Origin of the sequence: Spongiibacter taiwanensis (assembly GCF_023702635.1) — a bacterium.
In the GTDB taxonomy this organism is placed as follows: domain Bacteria; phylum Pseudomonadota; class Gammaproteobacteria; order Pseudomonadales; family Spongiibacteraceae; genus Spongiibacter; species Spongiibacter taiwanensis.
Genome location: NZ_CP098455.1, coordinates 3,654,717 through 3,676,370, shown reverse-complemented (window position 1 = coordinate 3,676,370; position 21,654 = coordinate 3,654,717). Strand labels below are relative to the sequence as shown.

Sequence of the window (21,654 nt, the reverse complement as noted above, 5' to 3'; positions counted from 1 at the left end):
TCGTAAAAACAGCCCGTTATGGGATAAAGAGCAGAAATCGGGCCAACAGGCACCCAGTTGGCCCAATACGCCTTCCGGGAGCAAATCAAAAAGGTGGGGAGCGCCGGGCCGCCGGCTCAGCGGCCGCGGGGTCAGGAGGGGAGCTGGGTGACCTCAATAAAATCGGCGCGGCCTGGTTCCCAGCCTTGGCCACGCTGCGGTACGTTACCGGCGTCGACGGTTTGCACCGCGTCAAAGGCATACTCCTGCCGCTCGCCACTGCGGTCGATAGCCAGATTGGCAAAATCAAACAGGTTGGGGTCGGCCATTTGCGAGGGCGCAATGTTCTGCATGGCAGAGAAGATTTTCTCAATCCGGCTGGGGTCGCTCTTTTCCCAGGCCAGCAGCATTTGCCGAATATTCTGGCGCTGGAGGTTTTCCTGCGAACCGCACAGATTGCAGGGGATGATTGGAAATCCCTTGTACTCGGCGAAGGCATCAATATCCGCCTCCCGGCAGTAGGCCAGTGGACGGATAATGACATTGCGCCGGTCATCAGAGAGCAGCTTGGGCGGCATTCCCGCCAGGCGAGAGCCATAAAACATATTCAGAAACAGGGTCTGGACGATGTCATCTTTATGGTGGCCGAGGGCGATCTTATTGGCACCAATCTCCTCGGCAAACGCATAGAGCGTGCCCCGCCGAAGACGGGAGCATAACCCACAAGTGGTTTTACCTTCGGGGATCTTCTGCTTGACGATGGAGTAGGTATCTTTGTTAACGATGTAGTACTCAATGCCCAAGCCATCGAGATAGGTGGGCAGAATATGCTCCGGGAACCCCGGCTGCTTTTGATCCATATTCACTGCGACCAGCTCAAACTTCACCGGCGCGCTTTTCTGCAGATTCATCAGAATATCGAGCATGGTGTAGCTGTCTTTACCGCCAGACAGGCACACCATAATGCGATCACCGTCCTCGATCATCCGGTAATCTTCAATCGCCTGCCCGGTATGGCGACGCAGGCGCTTTTGCAGCTTGTTAAATTCCAGTTTGGGCAGAGTTGAAGACATGGGATGATCCGGGGGAGCTGGGCAAAATTTGAGCGGCGCAGTATAGCGAAGCGGCGCTGAGTTTTCAGCTATTTCGCGGGAGAGGCTTTACCGGAGAGGGCCTGCCCCACGAGCGCAGCGAGTGCTTTGGGTGCGGGCGGCCGGCGTACCGGAGACGGGAGACGGGAGACGGGAGACGGGAGACGGGAGACGGGAGACGCAAAAGCTTGACACTGCCAGACTGGCAGCAACACTAAACTGCGTTCTGCGTTCTGCGTTCTGCGTTCTGCGTTCTGCGTTCTGCGTTCTGCGTTCTGCGTTCTGCGTTCTGCGTTCTGCGTCTCCCGTCCAGCGTCTCCCATCAGGCGACTGGCAATCCGGCGCCGACATGCTTATCATTAGCGCGCCAAAAATACCTGGCACGAGGTGCTGTCGCACGGCCAGACCCCGGCACGGGTGCACCGTCGGGACGTGCAATCCACGCCCGACCGCACCCGCTCACAAATTCTTTGACCCGTTTCATCTTTCAAAAAGGGATCGCTCCATGAAACAACCCGTTCGCGTCACTGTTACAGGTGCAGCCGGCCAGATTGGCTACGCTCTTCTTTTCCGCATCGCCTCTGGTTCAATGTTGGGCGACGACCAACCCGTTATTCTGCAACTGCTGGATATCACTCCCGCCCTGGACGCCCTGCAAGGCGTGAAGATGGAACTGGAAGATTGCGCATTCCCGCTGTTGGCAGGTGTTGTGTGCACCGATGACCCGAATGTCGGCTTCAAAGACACCGACTACGCCCTGCTGGTTGGCGCCCGTCCCCGTGGCCCCGGCATGGAGCGCAAGGACCTGCTCGAAGCCAATGCGGCAATCTTCTCTGTGCAAGGCAAAGCCATTGACCAGAACGCCAGCAAAAACATCAAAGTGCTGGTAGTCGGTAACCCCGCCAACACCAACGCGTTGATCACTCAGCGCAACGCGCCTTCCATCCCTGCGCGTAACTTCACCGCAATGACCCGTCTGGACCACAACCGCGCCCTGACTCAAATTGCCCAGAAGACTGGCAAAACCGTTACCGACGTGACCAACATGACCATCTGGGGCAACCACTCTGCGACCCAGTACCCCGATCTGTTCAACGCCAAAGTGAGCGGCCAGACCGCCTCTGACCTGGTTGACCAGGCCTGGCTGGAAGGCGACTTTATCCCCACCGTACAACAGCGTGGCGCGGCCATCATCAAGGCGCGCGGTGCGTCTTCTGCGGCCTCTGCGGCCAACGCAGCCATTGACCACATGCGCAGCTGGGCGCTGGGCACCGACGGCGACGATTGGGTCTCCATGGGTGTATACAGCGACGGTAGCTACGGCATTGAAGAAGGCCTGATCTACTCCTTCCCCTGCCGTTGCAAAGATGGCGAGTGGGAAATCGTTCAGGGCCTGCCCGTGAACGAGTTCAGCCGTGGCAAAATGGACGCCACCGCCAAGGAACTGAGCGAAGAGCGCGACGGCGTGAAGCACCTGCTTCCCTAATTCGTTAGGCGCGATCGAAAAAGGCGGCCAATGGCCGCCTTTTTTCTTTCTGTTCGGCGAGTAGATGAAACCTGCGGAGGTCCATGCAATGAGAGCCTGTGTTATCGGTGCTACCGGGGTGGTCGGCTCTGCCCTGACCGCGCAATTGCTCGGTCATCCTGCGGTGAGCGGTGTGGCCGCGGTCACGCGTCGCCCCTTGGATGTCACCCACCCTAAATTGAACAACACCGTTATCGACTTTGACGCGATGGAAACAGTCGCCCAGGTATTTGACGGCGACGCCCTGTTTTTATGTTTGGGCACCACCCGCAAGCTGGCAGGATCGATTCCCGCACAGCGGCGTGTGGACCTCGACTACCCGCTGCAGGCAGCAACCCTGGCCCGCAACAACAGTGTCGATCACTGCCTGCTAGTCTCTTCGCCTGGCGCGAAAGCCGACAGCCTGAGTCCGTATTTGAAGATGAAAGGCGAATTAGAAGACCGGCTGCAATCTTTGAACTTTCCCCGGCTCAGCCTGTTCGCGCCCTCCTTGATTCTGGGCCAGCGCCCCGACACCCGTCACGCCGAACAACTCGGCGCACGGCTATTACCCACGCTGTGCCGCCTGCCCGGGCTACAGCGCTACCGTCCAATTAGCGGCGACATCATTGCCACCGCCATGATCAACCGGGCACTGCATCCGCCGGCATCGCCGGTTGAGCGAATCACACTGGATCACATCTTTGCGGCGGCAAGAGAGATGACCTGATCACTTAAGCAGCAAGCACACTGACACAATAGCTCTACTCAACCGGCCCGAGCGACAAACACGCCCACCGTTTTGACAGGGTGCCGGCGAGACCGATTTAATGCTATTTATGACGCTAATCACTTCTTATTCACGGAAGCCTTCTTGAACGCCATCACCATCAACACCCTCTTCCTCGTCGGCGCGTTGCTGGTAGCTGCCAGCATTTTGCTCAGCGCCATGTCCTCGCGCCTTGGCATCCCCATTCTGGTGATTTTCCTGGGTGTGGGCATGCTGGCTGGGGTCGACGGTGTTGGCGGCATCGCCTTTGACGATTACCCAATGGCCTACCTGGTCAGCAACCTGGCACTGGCCATTATTTTGCTCGATGGTGGCATGCGCACCCGCAGCAGCAGCTTTCGGGTGGCGCTGTGGCCCGCCCTGTCGCTGGCCAGTGTCGGGGTGATCATCACCGCCAGCCTGACCGGCGCGCTGGCGGCCTGGCTGTTCAATTTACCCTGGCTGGAAGGTTTGCTGATTGGCGCCATTGTCGGCTCCACCGACGCAGCGGCAGTTTTCTCTCTGCTCGGCGGCAAGGGTCTGAACGAACGGGTCGCCTCGACACTGGAAATTGAATCTGGCAGCAACGACCCCATGGCCATGTTTCTCACCATCGCTCTGATTGACCTGATCGCCTCCGGTCAATCCCACGTCGGCCCCGGCGTGCTCATACAGCTGCTGATCCAGTTCGGTCTCGGTTTGGGCTTTGGTTTTTTGGGCGGCTGGCTGCTGTGGCGCTTGATCAATCGGGTCAACCTGGCAACCGGCCTGTATCCATTGCTGGCCGTCAGCGGCGGGCTGATTATCTATGCTATCACCACCAGTCTGGGCGGCAGCGGCATATTGGCGATCTACCTTTGCGGCCTGGTATTGGGTAACCGCCCCACCCGCAACCGCCACGGCATACTGCATATGTTTGATGGCCTGGCCTGGCTAAGCCAGATCGGCATGTTCCTGGTGCTCGGGCTGCTGGTCACTCCCAGTGAACTCGTCGCCGTGGCCCTGCCTGCTCTGCTCCTGGCACTGTGGATGATCCTGGTTTCCCGGCCCCTGGCCGTCATGGTGAGCCTGTTACCCTTCCCCAATTTCAATTGGCGGGAGCGCGCCTTTATCAGCTGGGTAGGGCTGCGCGGCGCAGTACCGGTTATTCTGGCGATATTTCCGATGATGGCGGGCCTTGAACACGCCCAGCTGTTCTTTAACACGGCCTTTTTTATCGTCTTGGTTTCCCTGCTGATTCAGGGCAGCAGTCTTGGCGTTGCTGCACGCAAGGCAGAGGTACTGGTGCCCTCAGTGCCAATGCCCTCTGCCCGGGTTGGCCTGGAGGTTCACCAGACCAGCCAGTGGGAGCTGTTCATCTACGAACTAAAAGCCGAGAAGTGGTTTATCGGCAGCGAAATTCGCGCCCTGCACATGCCCGCGAACACCAGCATTGCCGCCCTGTTCAGGGGGGAGGAAATGCTCCACCCCAGCGGCAGCACCAAACTGCTGACTGGCGACATTCTCTGTGTGATTGGCCATGAAAAGGACCTGCCCGGGCTTGGCAAATTGTTCAGTGAAGCACCGCGCCGCTCACTGGATATGAGTTTCTTCGGCAGCTTTATGCTCGACGGCAGTGCCCGCCTCGGTGACCTCGCCGCCCTCTACCCGATTCCGTTGAGCGAAGTCGATCCGGACGAAACAATCGGCGAGTTTGTCAGCCGCCAGGTCGGCGGCAAAACCGTGGTCGGTGATCATATTCTGCAATGGGGTATGATCTGGACCGTGGCAGACATGGCTGGCGAAACACCGCGCAAGATCGGCGTAAAGTCAGCAAACAGCTGAGGGTGTCAGCCCGCTACCCCGGTTTATTTTCGCCATTCGGGTCAGCGTCCTGGTCAGTTGCTGAATGGTTGCTGGCTTCGGCACTGTCACCGGGCTCAACGGCTGCCGCCGCATTGACAGTGGCATCGCCATCTATGGGTGGCTCCTGGGTTCGCGGGTCCATTTCAAAAGCAATGGGTGTGGTTTCCGCAATGGGAATAAAGGGTTCGGTCGCATCCACCACCGGCAAGACATGGGTCTTGCGACGCAGCGAAATACCGACGGCAAATAGCAACAGGCAAACGGCGGAGTAGACAAACAATCCGCCGGGACCGACCAGGCTCATAATCAACGACGCCAGCGGCGCGCCAATGGCCGAACAGATTCCCAGCACAAACAGAATACCGCTTCCCACCATCACAAAATCGTCGGGTGTGGCGCTGTCTGAGGCATGGGCCAGGCAGATTGCGTAGAGGGTCATCACTGAACCGCCCCACAGCAAGGCCAGTGGCAGGGACAACATGCCACCACCGAAGAAGGCCAGCAGCAGCGAAACCCCGGCACCGGCCAAGGCGCTAAAAAACAGGACTAACCGACGGTCAAAGTGATCTGACAACCGGCCCAGCGGCAGCTGAAAAATGGCGCCCCCCACCACCACTGCACTCATAAACAAACTCAATCCGGCGGCATCTAGCCCCACACCCCGGGCGTAAATCGGCCCCAGTGCCCAGAAGGCGCCCGTCACCAGCCCCGAGCACATGGCACCGCCCATTCCCACATGAGACAGGCGCCACAATTTAGGCAAATTCAATTTCACTGCCTGCATCGGCGCTGGAGCCAGGGTAATGGTCAGAGACACCGGCACAATCGCCAGCGACAGCAAAATAGAAGCAATGGCAAATAGCTGACCGCCGCTGGGATCGGCAAAGTTAATCAACTGCTGGCCGAGGGTGATCATCCCCAGGTTGATCATCGTATATACCGACAAAATGGTACCGCGGGTCTCCCGGGTTGCCCGATCATTGAGCCAGCTTTCGATGGTCATATGTAAACCCGACACGCAGGTGCCGAGGAGAAAGCGCAGCAGCAACCACACTGAGAAAATGGGAAAACTATGGAATAACAGAATCAGGGCCGAGATCATCGAGGCCAGTACCGCGTAGCTGCGAATATGCCCTACCCGCCTGACGATGTAAGGCGTCACCAGGCAGCCCAATACAAAGCCCGCAAAATAGCTTGATCCGGTGAGGGCGATCTGGGTATCGGTGAAGGCATCAAGCTGGGCACGCAGGGGCAAGATCGTCAGGATCAATCCATGACCTGTCAGAAACAGCGCATTGGATATCAGCAAAGACGCTATCGGAATGAACAACTTTTTCATTAATTCTCCGTGGATGTCCCTGTCGCGATGAAGGCGATCCGAAACGTAAGACCCATCACAAACAACTGCGAATAATGCGCCCTATGACCGAACCCCAGCCCGCCAAGTTTCTCTAAGCTGCTGTTATGATACCCAGCCAACCAATCAATGCTACTGCCGGAGCGGCCATTGGCAACTTAACCATTGAACTGAAAACGCCCTGCGACTACTGTGACAGCGGGTCCCGCATGAACCGCTATCGGACCCTGTTGGCGCAATGAGCGCGTGCGAATCGGCCGCGTTACTTCCACGATGAGACGCCAAACCCCCAATCGAAATCAATTAACCCAAGCGGGCGGCCTGCCGACCCAAGTGAGGATTTCAGCGCACCAATGAGCAGGACGCCACTCCATTTTGCCGCTTTCGCCTTTGGCCTGATCGGGCTATTCATCAGCCAGGTTGGTCGGGCCGAGTTGCTGGTCACTGCCGAGATCGATGGCGGCGACAGTAGCATCAAAGAGAATATCCGCGCCCACCTGAGCGCCGATGACCTGCCCTGCTCCACCAGTGAGCGGCGCCTGCTGCGAGCACTGCGCCGGGCCAAAGATGAAATTCCCGCTGCGCTGCGCGCCCTGGGGTACTACCACGGCCAATGGCAGGTCAGTCACAGCAGCAGCACCCGGTTGGAAGAAGGCATCAGCAAAAAGCTGACAAACCAGCGCCAGGCCTGTTGGCAAGTCGATATCAAGATTGAACCGGGTGATCCGGTCATCATCACCCATGTCGCGGTAGAGGTAGTGGGTGAAGCCGACACCGACACGGAATTTCAACAGTACCTGAAGACACTGCCCATCAAAAAAGGTGACCAGCTCAATCATGGGCAGTACGAGGACGTAAAACGCACGCTGACTCAACGCGCGCGAAATCGCGGATATTTTGAGGCCAAATACGACACCCACGAACTCGTTGTGGACCGGGACCGCAATGAGGCCGACATTCGAATTCGTTTCAACAGCGGCCCCCGCTATCGCTTCGGTGACATTCATTTTGTCGAATCGCCGCTGAGCGAGGCGCTGCTGCGCCGCTTCCTGCCCTTTAACACCGGCGATCATTTCAATAACAGCAAGCTGATCGAGTTTCAGAGCAAGCTGGTCAGCAGCGGTTATTTCGACAGCGTCGGGGTCGATCAACAATTGGCGCGCAAAGAAGATCGGGATGTTCCCATCCATGTAGAGACCACTGCGAAAACCCGCTACGAGACCACACTCGGTATCGGCGCCTCTACCGACACCGGCCCCAGAATCAGCTACGGTCTGCGCAACCGGCGGGTCAATGACAAAGGCGACACCTACCAGATCAGCAGCCAACTCTCGCCAGTGCAGTCAAATCTGGGCTTTCAATATTCCCAGCCCCGGGCAAACCCCCTTACCGAGAAACTGCAGTGGTCCACCGGGGTGGCGACCGAAGACACCGACACGGTAGACAGCACCAGTTTTCAGGCCAAAGTAGCCCTTATTGACGAGGTGAGCCACGGCTGGATGCAAACCACCAGTCTGCGATTTTTGCGGGAAGACTACGAAATCGCCGATGAGGATCGCAGTTCGGTATTGCTGATTCCGGAAATTTCCTGGGCCCGCAGCACCAGCAACGATCCCCGCTATCCCACCAAGGGGTGGCGACTGACCACTGCCGTTCGCGGCACGCTCAAAGAGGTCATCTCTGATATCTCAATGTTCCAGATGGAAATCGACGGCAAAGTCATCCTGCCGCTGTTTGGCGGCCGGGTGATCAGCCGGGCCGGATTGGGTGCCACCGCCCTGGATGAATTTGACGACCTGCCCGCGTCGCTGCGGTTTTTCGCCGGCGGTGACAACAGCGTTCGCGGTTACGGCTACAAGGACCTGGGTCCCGAGGATGAGGATGGCGAAGTGATCGGTGGCCAACACCGCATCACCACCAGCATTGAATACGACCACAAGGTGTGGCGCGATTTTGCCCTGGCAACCTTCTACGACGCCGGCAACGCCTTCGACACCAACGACTTTACCTTCTACCACAGCGCCGGGATCGGCATTCGCTGGTTTAGCCCCATCGGCCCCATTCGTATCGATCTGGCCTTCCCCCTCAAAGAAGGCGGCTACCGCATCCACCTGTCGATGGGGCCAGACCTATGAATACACCCACAATCAAGCACAACTACCCCTGGCGTCGTTGGGTAGGCCGAGGCATCGCCATCGCCCTGCTGCTGGTATTGACCCTGATCGCCGGCCTGATCACCGTGCTGAGCAGCGAGCGCGCCAGCCAGTTTCTGCTGGCCCAGGCCGACCAGCGCCTCGACCAGTTCAGCTACACCAAAGGCAGTGGTAGCGTGACCGACGGCCTCAACATTCAGGGTTTGCACATCGACCTCGGTGAACTGCAAATTCGCATCGCTGAATTGACCAGCCGCTGGCAATTTTGGGAACTGCTACGCGGGCGGTTTAGCATTGATCGGCTAACCGTCCGCGACCTCGAAATCGATCTGCCACCGGCCAGCACGGAACCCTCGCCGGCACCGCCCTGGCCCCGCATTGCCTCACCGCTACCGCTCGCGGTCAACGGCCTCGATCTGCAAAACCTGGTGATTCGCCAGCCGGGTGCAGACCCGCAGCGCATTGAACGTATCGAGCTCGACGCCCGCATCAACCCGCTGGGCCTGCGCATCAAATCGCTGCGCCTGCATCGACAAGCGCTGCAGCTGCGCCTGCAGGGCCAAGTGGCCGCCACCCTGCCCTACAAGCTCCGCCTGGACCTCGATTGGCAATACCAGCTTGAACAACAAAATTACACCGGCCAGGCCACCCTCGCCGGCGACCTGGACACGCTCAACGTCAGTCACCAGCTGAGTAGTCCCTACCCCCTTCGCACTGAGGGTCAGGTTACGCTCGCCTATCAGCCTGACAGTACGGCACTGACGGCGAATAACGTAACCCTGGCGCTGACCAACCGATGGCCCGAAATGGCGATTACAGTAGCCGAGCACGACCTCGTCACCCAAGGCAGCCTGGAAGTGCAAGGCGGTTTTGATCGCTACCAACTGGTGCTGAATACCCGGGTTGCCCAGGAGGGGAGCAACGGCAGCCAGCCAGACGATATGATCAGCAAGGCCTTGGCCAGTCCGCTAACGCTGTCGGTAACCGTGGAAGGCGCAAAACTGGCGGCCAGGCTGGTCGAGAGCCAAATGGCGACCCACCTTGGCTCGGTCCAGCTCAGCGGCGAGGTCGATGCCAATGGCCTGCTCGACGGTGCCGCCCCGCTGCGCTGGAACGCCCAAGCCAGGCTGCAGGACATTGACCTGGCAACCGTGGCGGCACAGTGGCCCGCCAAATTCAGTGCCGATATCGCCAGCCAGGGTCATTGGCAGGGCCCCGCCGAGCAGCGGGAAATGGATTATGACATCGATGTCGAGCTGGCCAATCTCAGCGGACAACTTCACGACAAGGCCATTAACGGCGCCCTGCGGGCCAACCTCACTCCCCAAGCCCAGCGGCTGGAGGCCCTTGAGGTCAAGCTCGGGGATAACGCATTGACGGCGAGCGGCAGCCGAACCGATAAACTGAACCTGCAGTGGCAACTCAACGCACCCCGTCTGGCCGATGTCTACCCCGGCTTGCACGGCCAGATTCGCTCAGAGGGTAAGGCCGCCGGCACCCTGGAAACACCGACCATAGAAGGCAGCGCCGAGGGTAAACGGCTGACCTTCAATGACTACCTGATCGATGCGCTTAACGTGAAGGCCGCGCTGAATCACAGCGAGCTGACGATCACGGCCGAGGCCGAAGGTATTACCGCGGCCGTTCTTAACAATGCCCAATTAACCCTGAGTGCCAAGGGCACCCAACAACAGCACCGGCTCGACGCCACCCTGACCAACGGCCTGGAGAAAGTAGAACTGGGCCTGGCCGGTGGCCTGATGGCGAACCAGGCCAAGCAGAGCGGCTGGCGCGGACTGATAGACCGCCTTACCCTGAACTCGCCCAGCGCCGGCAACTGGTCCCTTTCCCAACCTGCCAGTCTGCAGGCGGGTGCCGATCTGACTCAGCTGAAATCCCTGTGCTTGGTTCAAGCGCAAGCATCGATTTGCTCAGAGCTGAAGTTAGCGAAGGAGCAAATTACCGCCCGCCTAGACGCCCGCGACATCGCCATTGAGAACTTCCTGCAGGGCATGCCCAGCGGCAGCGGAATCAGCGGCCGGTTTAATCTCAACGCCCACGCCGACGGCCCAATCACCGCGCCAAAGGCCCAGCTTAGCGCTAACGTTGATCAATTTGTGCTGCGTTACAAGCCGGAAGAAGAGGAGCCGGCCATCGAGTTTCCAGCAGAATTCACCTTGCAGGCCGACAGCAACGGCAAGCAGGCCAAAATGAAAAGCCGCTTTACCCTCGGCGAGTTTGGCCGCTTTGAAGCCCGGGCCAGCGCCAGCTCACTTGACGCCAATGGCCAACTCGAGGGGCGCGTTGACAGCCAGTTCAGCAACCTGCAGTGGCTGGGAGCGATTCTTCCTCAGCTCGAAAAACTCGACGGACAGCTGACCAGCCAGGTAGCACTCGGCGGCACGCTGACACAGCCGTCCGCCCAGGGCGATCTTAACCTCACACAGCTAAAAATGGATGTGCCAGACATCGGCTTGCAGCTGCGCAACGGCGACGTCGCCCTGGCCATGGATGCCCAATCCCAGTGGCGCCTCAATGCCAGGGTAGATTCCAAAGACAGCCAGTTGGAAATGGATGGCAGCGGCAGTCTGCTGGGAAGCAATGGCCCCGAGGGCCGCATTGCCATCAAGGGTGATAAATTTCTGCTGGCAAATACCGAGGAATTTCGCCTGATTACCTCCCCGGCGGTCGAGGTCACTCTGGCGGCCCAGAGTATCGATATCGGCGGCAAGGTGAGCATCGATGACGGCCACTATGTCCTTCAGTCGCTGCCCAGTTCTGCCGTAACCGTCTCCGCCGACGAAAAAATTGTGTCTCGCAGCGCCGAAGCAAGCACCAGTGGCCGCCCTCTGAATATCGATGTGGCGCTGTCGATCAACAAACAATTCAAACTCGAAGGCTTTGGTCTAACAACCAAGCTGGGCGGCAAGTTACGCATCCGCCAACAGGGAGACGGTTCGCCCCAGGGCTACGGTAGCCTGAACCTGTATGAAGGGTTGTATAAGGCCTACGGCCAGAAGCTGGCGGTGGAAAGCGGCGTCTTGATCTTCCAGGGCCCACTGGATAACCCCGGCCTGAACATCACCGCGGTGCGAGAGGCAAAAGATGCCACCGTCGGTATCCGCATTGGCGGCTACGCCCAGGATATTCGCAGCGAGCTGTTCTCCGACCCGGCGATGTCGCCCACCGACACCATGGCGATACTGATCACCGGCAAAGCGCCGTCGCAAATGAATCAGGACGACGCCAACCAGGTAATGAACGCGGCCACAGCGCTGGGAATTTCCCAAAGCGCGGGGATCAGCAACACCCTCAAAGAAACCTTCGGCCTGGACGTGGTCAGCCTGCAGGGCGGCGAGACCTATACCGAAAGCTCGCTGGTGGTGGGCAAGTACCTCAGCCCCAAATTATTTATCAGCTATGTCCAGAATCTGTTCACCCCGGCCGGCGCGGTCCAGCTCGAATACAGCTTGACCGACAACCTGGGGTTAAAGGCCGAGTCGGGCAAGGAGCAAAGCATCGACTTGCTATACAAGGTAGAGCACGGCAAGTAATGCTGCCCCGGCGGTTAAAACAGCGATTTCATGGTGCCGCCATCCACCGTCAACGTGACCCCGCTGATATAACTGGCAGCGGGCGACAGTAGAAAAGCGCCAGCCTTGCCAAACTCTGCCGGCTCTCCATAGCGACCCAACGGTATATTGCTCTCGTTCTGGGCCCTGGCCACATCGAGCGCAATACCCTGTTTTTCGGCATTCATACTATCCAGCGCCTTAATGCGATCGGTGTAGATCATACCGGGCACCAGATTGTTCACCCGAATCCCATCGGCGGCATACTGTTTCGACAAGGTTTTAATCAGGCTGCTGACCCCGGCGCGCATCACGTTGGACAACACCATCCCCGGGATCGGCTCTTTCACATAGCTGGAGGTGATCGCCAGCACCGACCCACCGTTTTGCTTCAATGCGGGCAGGGCGGCGCGGATCATCCGCACTGCGCTCATCAATGTCAGCTCGAAGGCGCCCTGCCACTGGGCATCATCAAAATCCTCAAAGACACCGGGTGGCGGACCACCTGCATTCACCAGCAGGCCATCTAAGCGACCAAACGCCGCCAGGGCGGAAGCCAGCGCGGCATCGATACTGGCGCTGTCAGCGGCGTCCATCACCAGGCCGAGCACTCGCTGGTTACTTTGTTGGGCAAGGGTTTGGGCCGCCGCTTCAATGGCGCCCTGGTCCCGGCTGGCAATCACCACCGAGGCGCCATTCATGGCCAACTCGCTCGCAATCGCCAAGCCCAACCCCTTGCTGGCTGCCGAAACAAAAAACACCTTACCCGCGACCTGTAAATCCATCGTCCTGCCTTTTCTGTCAAATGGCCTATTATCGCACTCCCCCTCAAGACACGCCTACTCCAGACGGGGGGCAAAGTTTTCGGTAGAATCCCCGGCTGGATGGGCGGCGGGGCAGCATTTCCCGCCGAAAACAGAAAATGCGTGACAGCAAATATTATCGCTGTCAACATTACGCAATCGTATCCCGCCGGTATCACTAACGGCCGGTATCTCTAACAAAGAGACGCGCTCTGTCTCACCGGCCAAGCGCAGACCTCAGACAAAGCACGTAATCCAGGCAAAGTACTATGGCAACGAACCCGACATCAAACTATCACCACGGCAACCTTCGCCAGGAACTCATGGAGCTGGCGGAGCAGCACCTGATTGAAGGGGGGATTGGCGACCTGAGTCTGCGTGCATTGGCCCGGGAGATCGGGGTGTCTCAAACGGCCCCCTACCGACACTTCAAAGACAAAAATGCCTTGCTGGCCGCCCTGGCAATCGAGGGCTTTCGCCGCTTCTTTGCGCTGTGTGAACCCTCTGAGCGCGAACCCCGGGCCGACAAAAGCCTGTTGATGTTCGGCCTCGCCTACGTGCACTTCGCCAAAACCCACACCGCCATGTTCCACTTGATGTTTGGCCCGGTGCTGACCCCGCGTAACGAATACCCAGACTTGTTCGCCGCCGGTCGCGAAGCCATTTACAAAGTCCGTGCCGGTGTAGAGCGCGGCTTCAAGAGCGGCGAGCTGCGCGAGTTGGACGATGTGGCCTCTATCGCTCACACCGTGTGGGCAGCCGTGCACGGCGTGGCGACCCTGATGCTCGACCACGCCGACTCCTATGGCTACCACCGCGACCTGGACCTGCAAGCTGAGAAATCATTGCGGATGATGATTGCCGGGCTGTGCGTCGACCCCGAGCACATTGCAACCCTGCCGAAAGTCGCAACCCCGATGCCTATCGAGAACTAACCAGCCCTGCAGCTCGTTAATTTTTTCGCCGGGGTCAGGCCTGAGCCTGGCGCAGCACCGGCAAGGGCGAGCGACTAATCACCTGGCGACAGCCCAGCCAGCCGATCAACGCAAAGGTGAGCCCGCCAACCAGTGGTGCCAACAGCAACCCGCTGCCATGCCACTGAGGCGCCATGTCCAGCCCCCACTTTTGTACGGCAAACAAAATCAGGTTGGCACCCAACCCTGCCAGCAAACCCGCCAGCACGCCCATCACCAAAAACTCGGCTAACAGACTGCTGCGAATCAGCGCGCTGCTGGCGCCCAAGGTTCTCAGCAAGGCATTTTCGCGCAGGCGGCTATCAAGGCTGGCCTGCACATTGGCAATGGTCACCAGCAGGGCGCAAAGCAGCACCATCACCAGAATCACCGCCACCGCCGCAGACAGTTGTGCCACCATCACCTTCATTTGCGCCAGCACCGCATCAATTTCAATCAGGGTAAAAGTGGGAAAGGCGCGCAATAAATCCGATAGCAGGCCTTTGCGCTCACCCTCCAGGTAGAAACTGGTGATGTAGCTACCCGCGTAGTGGCTGAGGCTATCCGGGGGGAAGATAAAATAGAAATTGGGCCGCATGCTCGCCCAGTCCAGCTGGCGAATACTCGTTACTTTGGCGTGTAATTGTTGCCCGCCAAGATCAAAGGTCAACCCACTGCCGAGCGCCAATTGCAGCTGCTCAGCCAGGTCCTGCTCTACCGACACCGGCAACACCTCTGCTTCGCTATCGCCCGTGGCCCACCAGCGTCCCGCCACCAAAACGTTGTCGCCTGGGAGTTGGTCAGCCCAGCTGAGATTCATTTCCCGGTCGATATTGCCCTCCCCGGCATCAATGCCGGGAATCTCGGCCAGGCTTTGGCCATCGATATGGCTGAGCCTTCCCCGCACCATGGGATACAACCCGGCGTAAGTTACCTTATGGCGATCAAAAAAACGGCGCAGGGGCGCTAGCTCTGCTTGCTGAATATTGATCAGAAAATGATTGGGTGCGCCCTCTTGTAATTGTACCTGCCAGTCATCCACCAGGGATTCGCGCAGCAACGCCAGGGTCGCGAGGGCCATCAGCGCCAGGGCAAAGCAAGCCACCTGAAAGGCATTGGCATGACGGCGCCGATACACCGCCGCCAGTACCAGTCGCAAGCGGCTATTAGTGCCTTGGCGAGCAAGCCTTTTTGCCAGTGCTAACAACTGCAGCACGGTCACGGCCGCCAGCAATATCAGGGTCAGGGAGCCGCCCAACAGGGCGCCCGCCAGCAAAGGGTCGCCGCTATACCACCACATCATGCCGGCAACCCCGGCAAGGCCCACTGCCCCGGCCAGCAAATTGTGCCTGCCACCGGACTCCGGGTCCCGCCGTAACATCCGCATTGGCGATACCCGGCTCAGTCGCCAGATGGGCGGTAACGCAAATATCGCGACGCAAAGCAGCGCGGTCAGACCACCCACGAGTAACGGCCGCCCATCGGTATCGGGCAGGCTGGACGGTAGCAGGCTGGCCAGCGCACCAACCAGGCTGTGCTGAACGGCCACCCCCAGCGCGCCGCCAATGAGGGTCGCGGTGACCGCGATCAACACCAGCTCCAGGGTAAATAGCTTTAAAATGTAGCGCCGGCTGGCGCCCATCACCTTCATCACTGCCACCTGATCCAAATGGCGCTCACCATAGCGTCTGGCTGCCAGGGCCACGGCCACCCCGGCCAACGCAACACCCAAGCTGGCGGCGAGCAAGAGGTAGGTCTCTGCCCGCGCCAGAGTCGTTGCCAAAGCCGGTTGGCCGTCGGCAAGATCCAGCCATTTGTGTCCCGCTTGCAACTGACCTTCCAATGCGTCGCGAAAGGCGTCCAGGTCAGCGGTGTCACCATTGAACAGATAGCGATACGACACTCGGCTGCCGGGTTGCACCACATCACTGGCTGCCAAGTCGGCCAGATTCATCAGCGCACCCGGCGCAAACAAGCTGTTCACCGCGCCCTGATCAGGCTGGCTCACTAGCACCTTGGAGGCCACCAGGCTCACCTCACCCACAACCACCAGGTCGCCAGGCTGAATATCGAGCAGGGCAAACAGGCGGGAGTCGAGCCAGATTTCACCGGGCTTTGGGCCTTCGGATGCGGTTTGGCCTGCTGAAAATATTTGATCGCTGGTCTCTAATTCCCCTAACAAGGGGTAAGCGGCACTGGCTGCCTTGATGGCGGCAAGCTGCATGCTGTCGCCGGCCATCACCATCGACCGGAACGACACCAGTTGGGCCTGGTCCAGACCCAACTCCGCTGCTGTGTTCAGCCATTGATCGGGCACCGGACGCGGCGATTTCAGTACCCGCTGGGCCGCCAGAAAATGCTGGCTTTGTTCGCCCATCGCGCTCTGCAATCGCTGGGAAAAGCCGGCAATGCCACTGACAATGGCCACGGCCAATACCAGCGACAGGGCCAGCAGAGCTAGCTCACCGCCGCGCCAACCGCGCCGCACATTGCGCAGGGCAAGCAGCAACATCAGGCCGGGCCCTCGGTTAGCTGACCGTTGCGCAATTCAAGTACCCGGTCACAACGCCGAGCCAGCGCCAATTCGTGGGTCACCAACACCAGCGTAGTGCTCGACTGCTGGTTCATGCGAAACATCAACTCGACAATATGCTCGCCGGTGGCGGCATCGAGGTTGCCGGTGGGCTCGTCGGCAAACAGTATTTGCGGCTGCACCGCGAATGCCCGGGCCAGGGCCACCCGCTGCTGCTCACCCCCGGATAAATGTCGAGGATAGTGTGCCTGGCGCTCGCTCAAGCCCACTTCTGCCAAATACCGCGTTGCCACCTCGGTCGCATTGGTCTGACCCTTGAGTTCCAGGGGTAGCATGACGTTTTCCAGCGCCGTCAGCCCTGGCAATAATTGAAAGGACTGAAACACAAAGCCCACATAGCGCGAGCGCAAATCAGCGCGCTCATCCTCATTCATGTCGCTGAGGGAGTGACCGTCGATCATCACCCGGCCGGCGGTTGGTGTATCCAGACCCGCCAACAAGCCGAGCAAGGTGGATTTACCCGCACCTGAGGGGCCAATAATGGCAATGCTCTGTCCCGCCTTGATTTCCGTATTCAAGCCTTTCAATATTTCCAGGGGCTGCTGCCCGGATACCACCGTCTTGACGAGATTTTCCACCGCGATCATATGAACACTATTTTCCTTTGGTTGCTGCCGGGGCGCCGCATTTCCCGGCACACCCCGATCAGTAAAGCCCTGCGAGGGGCGCTGCTCCTGTTGATGCTCTGTACCGGCTGGGCCCGGGCCGACACCGTCTTACTACTCGGCGACAGCCTGAGCGCAGCTTATCGCATTCCCCAGGAAGCCAGCTGGCCAGAACTTATGGCCAAACAATTCCCTGAGGCGGCGGTCTTGAAAAACGCCAGTGTCAGTGGCGAAACCACCGCTGGCGGTCTGGCACGTTTGCCGGCCCTGCTAGCAGAGAATGAGGTTGATCTGCTGATCATTGAGCTTGGCGGTAATGATGGCCTGCGCGGCTACCCAATAGCCAGCATACGTCAGAACCTGGAGAAGATGATCAAGCTCGGGCAGGCAGAAGGCGCCCAGGTCCTGCTGGTGGGGATGCATATCCCGCCCAACTATGGTCGCCGCTATACCGAGCAATTCCACCAGATTTACGTCCAGCTCGCCAAGACGCACGAGCTGCCCCTGGTGCCGTTCTTGCTCGAGGGAGTAGCAACCAATCCGGCTCTGATGCAATCCGACGGCATTCACCCGACCGCCGAGGCTCAGCCGGTGATTCGCGATCTGGTCACCCCCGCAGTGCTAACGTTGCTCAGCGACAATCACCCCTAACGCGCCAGCTTTGCTGGGTCGAGTATCTCGGCCAGTTCCGCCCGGGAGTATTCGGTCATCTCTTCCGCCACATCCAACACTGGGCGCCCCTCCTGGTAAGCTCGTTTGGCAATATCCGCTGCCTTCAGGTAGCCAATTTTGGGGTTCAGGGCAGTAACCAGAATCGGGTTGCGGGCCAAGGCCTCATCAAGGCGCGACTGATTCACCTGAAAATCCGCCATTGCCTTGTCTGCCAGCACGGTCATGCCGCTGGCAAGCAGCCCGATACTTTGCAGCAGATTATGAGCAATGAGGGGCAACATCACATTGAGCTGAAAATTGCCCGACTGCCCCGCGACCGCAATGGCCGCGTCATTTCCCATCACTTGGGCGGCGACCATTGCCACCGCTTCGGGAATGACGGGATTCACTTTACCCGGCATGATGCTACTGCCGGGCTGCAGCGCCGGCAGCTGAATTTCACCGAGGCCCGCCAGCGGGCCGCTGTTCATCCAGCGAAGATCATTGCTGATTTTCATCAGCGTCACCGCCAGGGTACGCAACTGACCCGACAGTGCCACCGCGGTATCCTGGCTGGCAATGCCCTCGAACAGCGAACCGTTACTGACAAAGTTAATGCCGGTATCAGCGCTGATGGCGGTGCAGAACTTCTCGGCAAACAGCGGGGGCGCGTTAACACCACTGCCGACTGCCGTGCCACCCTGGGAGAGCTGGCACAACTGGGGCAGCAAGCTCTGTAGCCGCACCCGATTTTTGGCCAGCTGGCTGCGCCACGCCCCCAGCTCCTGTCCCAGGCTCAAGGGCATGGCATCCATCAAATGGGTGCGCCCGGTCTTGATCACCGACGAAAACTCGTCAGCCCGGCGCTGGATGACTGCCTCTAAATGCTCCAGCGCCGGCAGGAGCGCGTCGGTCAGCGCAATCGTGCTGCTCAGGTGAATCGCCGTGGGGATCACATCGTTACTGCTCTGACTCATATTGACGTGATCATTGGGGCTCACCGGGCGACCGCAATGCCGCGAGGCCAGGCTTGCCAGCACCTCGTTCACATTCATATTCGTGCTGGTGCCAGAACCCGTTTGAAATACATCAACTGGAAACTGATCTGCGTGCTCCCCGGCTAGCAATTGTTCCGCTGCCAAACTGATTCCCTGGTAGATGTCGGCATCCAGCAATCCGGCCTCGGCATTCACCATGGCGGCACAGCGCTTGATGCGCACCACCGCGTGGATAAACGTATGCGGCAGCGTAAGGTCGCTGATGGGAAAATTGTCGACGGCCCGTTGGGTTTGGGCGCCATAGAGGGCCGATTCCGGCACCTGAACGTCGCCCATGCTGTCCTGCTCTACTCGAAACCCCATGGTTTTCTCCTATCCCAGATTCGGCTCATTCTCGTCCCGGAACACTCAGGCTCTTTAGCCTGACTGCTGGCGACCGCGCTTGTTCCCCCTCCCGGGTCGACAACTGATAAACTTGCCGCTTCACAGGAGGGAGCAATGTCGGACTATCAAAACGCCAGCGCGGCACAATGGCAACAATGGGACGAACAACACATCTGGCACCCCTACTCCTCGGCACTGCAACGCCCGGATATTTTTCCGGTGGTATCCGCCCAGGGTGTGCGCCTGCAGTTAGCCGATGGTCGCACGCTGGTCGACGGCATGTCTTCCTGGTGGTCGGCCATTCACGGCTACAATCACCCCGTGCTCAACAAAGCCGCCACCGATCAACTCGCCAACATGTCCCATGTGATGTTTGGCGGGCTGACCCACCAACCGGCTGCCAGTCTTGGCAAGCGCCTGGTCGACATCACCCCCGCACCACTGCGCCGGGTATTTATTTCTGACTCAGGCTCCGTGGCGGTAGAAGTGGCGATCAAAATGGCCCTGCAATACTGGATTTCCAAGGGCAAAAAAGCCAAATCCAGATTGCTGGCCTTGCGCAGCGGCTACCACGGCGACACTTTTGCCACCATGGCCGTTTGCGACCCGGTTACCGGCATGCATCATCTGTTCAGCGAAGTGCTGCCGCAACACCTGTTTGCGCCCTCGCCTAATGTCGCCTTCAACGAGACGGCAACCGATGCGGATATGGCGCCGATAAAGACGCTGCTGGAACAGCATCACGATGAATTAGCCGCCGTGATCGTGGAGCCGATTGTGCAGGGCGCGGGCGGAATGCGCTTCTATTCCCCCCACTATCTTCGCCTGTTACGGGGCCTGTGTGATGAGTTTGGCGTGTTGTTGATTCACGACGAGATTGCGACAGGGTTCGGCCGTACCGGCGAGCTGTTCGCCTGTGATCATGCCGGCATCAGCCCGGACATCATGTGCGTGGGCAAAGCCCTGACCGGCGGCTACCTCAGCCTCGCCGCCACCCTGTGCACCGAGGAAATTGCCGTAGGCATCTGCGAGGGGGAAGCGGGTGTTTTCATGCATGGCCCCACCTTTATGGGAAACCCGCTGGCATGCAGCGTGGCCAATGCCAGTATCGATCTATTGTTGAGTGACGACTGGCGGCGCAACATTGCCCGGCTTCAGCGTGGTTTGCAGGCCGGTCTTGCTTCAGCCCGAGAGCTACCGGGTGTGAAAGAAGTGCGCTGCCTTGGCGGAATCGGGGTCATCGAAATGGAACATCCCGTCAGTATGGCCAGTATCCAAAAGCGCTTTGTCGATGCCGGCATATGGATTCGGCCCTTCGGCAAACTCATTTACACCATGCCGCCCTACATTATCAGTGACGAAGATTTAGCGTATTTGTGCCGCCAAATGGTGGCCGTAGTCGAACAGGAATCCGCCAGATGACGGAACAGGAAACCGTCAAGGCGCGGATGCACCGGGTGATATTTGGCACCGAAACCGGCGCCGGTCGCAACTTTGACGTTGTTCTGATTATTGTCATCCTCGCCAGTGTCCTCGCCCTGCTGCTCGACTCGGTCGCCAGCATCAACGATCAGTATGGCCATTGGCTATTTGCCGCCGAAGTTGCCTTTACGGTGCTTTTTACCGCTGAATATGTCGCACGGATTTACTGTTCACCCAATCGCCGAGCCTATATTTTCAGTTTCTATGGCATTGTTGACCTGATAGCAGTGCTGCCTACCTATTTGGCCTTTTTTGTGCCCGGCGCCCAGCATTTGTTGGTCATTCGAATTTTCCGGGTGCTGCGCATATTCCGCATATTCAAACTGTTTCACTATATGAGTGAAGCCCAGGTATTGCTCCGCTCGCTGGAAGCATCGCGCCATAAGATCTCTGTTTTTTTGGTGGCTGTGGTAACCCTTGTGGTGGTGTTCGGCTCGCTGATGTACCTGATCGAAGGGCCACAAAACGGTTTCTCCAGCCTGCCCCGCAGTATTTACTGGGCCATTGTCACGGTCACCACGGTAGGCTACGGCGACATTGCCCCCGGCACCCCGCTGGGACAGGCCGTCGCAGCACTGGCCATGGTCACCAGCTACGCGATCATTGCCATTCCCACTGGCATTCTGAGTGCGGAATTTATTCGGGAGAGCCAGCGCCAGATCAGCCGGCGCCAATGCCAGAGTTGCAACAAGTATGGTCACGAGAAGGACGCAGTGTATTGCAAACACTGCGGTGCCAAGCTACCGGGCAGCCACCCGCCCTACTGACAACACGGCCTGACAAACTCTGGGCGGTTAATAAACAGGCGCAGAGCCAAACTCGCTCTTGTAGATTGGGAACTAAAAAAGCCAACCAATGTGGATGGGGGAGAACACATTGGTTGGCAAGGGGCGCGGTTACATCGCAGGTATCATC

General features: G+C 58.9%; 15 protein-coding genes. 9 read left to right on the top strand and 6 right to left on the bottom strand.

Annotation, left to right across the window (positions count from 1 at the left end; translation table 11 throughout):
• Window positions 1-131: 131 nt before the first annotated feature.
• The gene (gene ttcA / locus NCG89_RS16670; protein WP_251087692.1) at window positions 132-1,052 is read right to left on the bottom strand and encodes a tRNA 2-thiocytidine(32) synthetase TtcA; all 921 of its coding nucleotides are present in this window, start codon (window positions 1,050-1,052) and stop codon (window positions 132-134) included.
• A 523-nt stretch (window positions 1,053-1,575) separates the two neighbouring features.
• Here ttcA and NCG89_RS16665 point away from each other — a divergent pair.
• The 3 genes from NCG89_RS16665 (at window position 1,576) to NCG89_RS16655 (ending at window position 5,167) form a co-directional block, all read left to right on the top strand.
• On the top strand, window positions 1,576-2,556 hold the full coding sequence (locus NCG89_RS16665) for a malate dehydrogenase (RefSeq protein WP_251087691.1): 981 nt from the start codon (window positions 1,576-1,578) through the stop codon (window positions 2,554-2,556).
• A gap of 88 nt (window positions 2,557-2,644) precedes the next feature.
• Window positions 2,645-3,304 carry an NAD(P)H-binding protein gene (locus tag NCG89_RS16660; RefSeq protein ID WP_251087690.1) on the top strand — a complete coding sequence of 220 codons (660 nt, stop codon included), beginning with the start codon at window positions 2,645-2,647 and terminating at the stop codon, window positions 3,302-3,304.
• A gap of 144 nt (window positions 3,305-3,448) precedes the next feature.
• Window positions 3,449-5,167, top strand: coding sequence for a potassium/proton antiporter (locus NCG89_RS16655; protein ID WP_251087689.1), 1,719 nt, complete (start codon window positions 3,449-3,451; stop codon window positions 5,165-5,167).
• 13 nt (window positions 5,168-5,180) lie between these two features.
• Here NCG89_RS16655 and NCG89_RS16650 read toward each other — a convergent pair whose 3' ends face one another.
• Entirely contained in the window at window positions 5,181-6,527 is a 1,347-nt protein-coding gene (locus NCG89_RS16650; protein WP_251087688.1) for an MFS transporter, read from the bottom strand.
• 371 nt (window positions 6,528-6,898) lie between these two features.
• On the opposite strand from NCG89_RS16650, the gene NCG89_RS16645 reads away from it, so the two are divergent.
• Window positions 6,899-8,680, top strand: coding sequence for an autotransporter assembly complex protein TamA (locus tag NCG89_RS16645; RefSeq protein ID WP_251087687.1), 1,782 nt, complete (start codon window positions 6,899-6,901; stop codon window positions 8,678-8,680).
• Window positions 8,677-12,252, top strand: coding sequence for a translocation/assembly module TamB domain-containing protein (locus NCG89_RS16640; RefSeq protein ID WP_251087686.1), 3,576 nt, complete (start codon window positions 8,677-8,679; stop codon window positions 12,250-12,252). The genes NCG89_RS16645 and NCG89_RS16640 overlap by 4 nt, the downstream gene beginning before the upstream one ends.
• Before the next feature lie 14 nt (window positions 12,253-12,266).
• Here the strand turns inward: NCG89_RS16640 and NCG89_RS16635 are convergent, their stop codons facing one another.
• Complete coding sequence (locus NCG89_RS16635) at window positions 12,267-13,055, bottom strand: SDR family oxidoreductase (protein WP_251087685.1); 789 nt, start codon at window positions 13,053-13,055, stop codon at window positions 12,267-12,269.
• Window positions 13,056-13,342: 287 nt separating this feature from the next.
• Here NCG89_RS16635 and NCG89_RS16630 point away from each other — a divergent pair, with 287 nt between their 5' ends.
• Window positions 13,343-14,008 (top strand): TetR/AcrR family transcriptional regulator, encoded by a 666-nt coding sequence (locus tag NCG89_RS16630; protein WP_251087684.1) that lies wholly within the window; start codon window positions 13,343-13,345, stop codon window positions 14,006-14,008.
• A gap of 34 nt (window positions 14,009-14,042) precedes the next feature.
• Here the strand turns inward: NCG89_RS16630 and NCG89_RS16625 are convergent, their stop codons facing one another.
• Complete coding sequence (locus tag NCG89_RS16625; RefSeq protein WP_251087683.1) at window positions 14,043-16,538, bottom strand: ABC transporter permease; 2,496 nt, start codon at window positions 16,536-16,538, stop codon at window positions 14,043-14,045.
• Window positions 16,538-17,206 carry an ABC transporter ATP-binding protein gene (locus NCG89_RS16620; RefSeq protein WP_251087682.1) on the bottom strand — a complete coding sequence of 223 codons (669 nt, stop codon included), beginning with the start codon at window positions 17,204-17,206 and terminating at the stop codon, window positions 16,538-16,540. The genes NCG89_RS16625 and NCG89_RS16620 overlap by 1 nt, the downstream gene beginning before the upstream one ends.
• Here NCG89_RS16620 and NCG89_RS16615 point away from each other — a divergent pair, their 5' ends adjacent.
• Window positions 17,207-17,875, top strand: coding sequence for an arylesterase (locus NCG89_RS16615; RefSeq protein WP_251087681.1), 669 nt, complete (start codon window positions 17,207-17,209; stop codon window positions 17,873-17,875).
• On the opposite strand, the gene NCG89_RS16610 is transcribed toward NCG89_RS16615, so the two are convergent.
• Window positions 17,872-19,236 (bottom strand): class II fumarate hydratase, encoded by a 1,365-nt coding sequence (locus NCG89_RS16610; protein WP_251087680.1) that lies wholly within the window; start codon window positions 19,234-19,236, stop codon window positions 17,872-17,874. The two genes, NCG89_RS16615 and NCG89_RS16610, sit on opposite strands and share 4 nt — an antisense overlap.
• A gap of 135 nt (window positions 19,237-19,371) precedes the next feature.
• On the opposite strand from NCG89_RS16610, the gene bioA reads away from it, so the two are divergent.
• Window positions 19,372-20,679 carry an adenosylmethionine--8-amino-7-oxononanoate transaminase gene (gene bioA, locus NCG89_RS16605; RefSeq protein ID WP_251087679.1) on the top strand — a complete coding sequence of 436 codons (1,308 nt, stop codon included), beginning with the start codon at window positions 19,372-19,374 and terminating at the stop codon, window positions 20,677-20,679.
• The gene (locus NCG89_RS16600) at window positions 20,676-21,506 is read left to right on the top strand and encodes an ion transporter (protein WP_251087678.1); all 831 of its coding nucleotides are present in this window, start codon (window positions 20,676-20,678) and stop codon (window positions 21,504-21,506) included. The genes bioA and NCG89_RS16600 overlap by 4 nt, the downstream gene beginning before the upstream one ends.
• Window positions 21,507-21,654: the final 148 nt, after the last annotated feature.

What these genes read in the sequence shown, in the direction of transcription:
- ttcA (WP_251087692.1), bottom strand. Translation starts at nt 1,052, where the DNA reads ATGTCTTCAACTCTGCCCAAACTGGAATTTAACAAGCTGCAAAAGCGC.
- NCG89_RS16665 (WP_251087691.1), top strand. Translation starts at nt 1,576, where the DNA reads ATGAAACAACCCGTTCGCGTCACTGTTACAGGTGCAGCCGGCCAGATT.
- NCG89_RS16660 (WP_251087690.1), top strand. Translation starts at nt 2,645, where the DNA reads ATGAGAGCCTGTGTTATCGGTGCTACCGGGGTGGTCGGCTCTGCCCTG.
- NCG89_RS16650 (WP_251087688.1), bottom strand. Translation starts at nt 6,527, where the DNA reads ATGAAAAAGTTGTTCATTCCGATAGCGTCTTTGCTGATATCCAATGCG.
- NCG89_RS16645 (WP_251087687.1), top strand. Translation starts at nt 6,899, where the DNA reads ATGAGCAGGACGCCACTCCATTTTGCCGCTTTCGCCTTTGGCCTGATC.
- NCG89_RS16640 (WP_251087686.1), top strand. Translation starts at nt 8,677, where the DNA reads ATGAATACACCCACAATCAAGCACAACTACCCCTGGCGTCGTTGGGTA.
- NCG89_RS16635 (WP_251087685.1), bottom strand. Translation starts at nt 13,055, where the DNA reads ATGGATTTACAGGTCGCGGGTAAGGTGTTTTTTGTTTCGGCAGCCAGC.
- NCG89_RS16630 (WP_251087684.1), top strand. Translation starts at nt 13,343, where the DNA reads ATGGCAACGAACCCGACATCAAACTATCACCACGGCAACCTTCGCCAG.
- NCG89_RS16625 (WP_251087683.1), bottom strand. Translation starts at nt 16,538, where the DNA reads ATGTTGCTGCTTGCCCTGCGCAATGTGCGGCGCGGTTGGCGCGGCGGT.
- NCG89_RS16620 (WP_251087682.1), bottom strand. Translation starts at nt 17,206, where the DNA reads ATGATCGCGGTGGAAAATCTCGTCAAGACGGTGGTATCCGGGCAGCAG.
- NCG89_RS16615 (WP_251087681.1), top strand. Translation starts at nt 17,207, where the DNA reads ATGAACACTATTTTCCTTTGGTTGCTGCCGGGGCGCCGCATTTCCCGG.
- NCG89_RS16610 (WP_251087680.1), bottom strand. Translation starts at nt 19,236, where the DNA reads ATGGGGTTTCGAGTAGAGCAGGACAGCATGGGCGACGTTCAGGTGCCG.
- bioA (WP_251087679.1), top strand. Translation starts at nt 19,372, where the DNA reads ATGTCGGACTATCAAAACGCCAGCGCGGCACAATGGCAACAATGGGAC.
- NCG89_RS16600 (WP_251087678.1), top strand. Translation starts at nt 20,676, where the DNA reads ATGACGGAACAGGAAACCGTCAAGGCGCGGATGCACCGGGTGATATTT.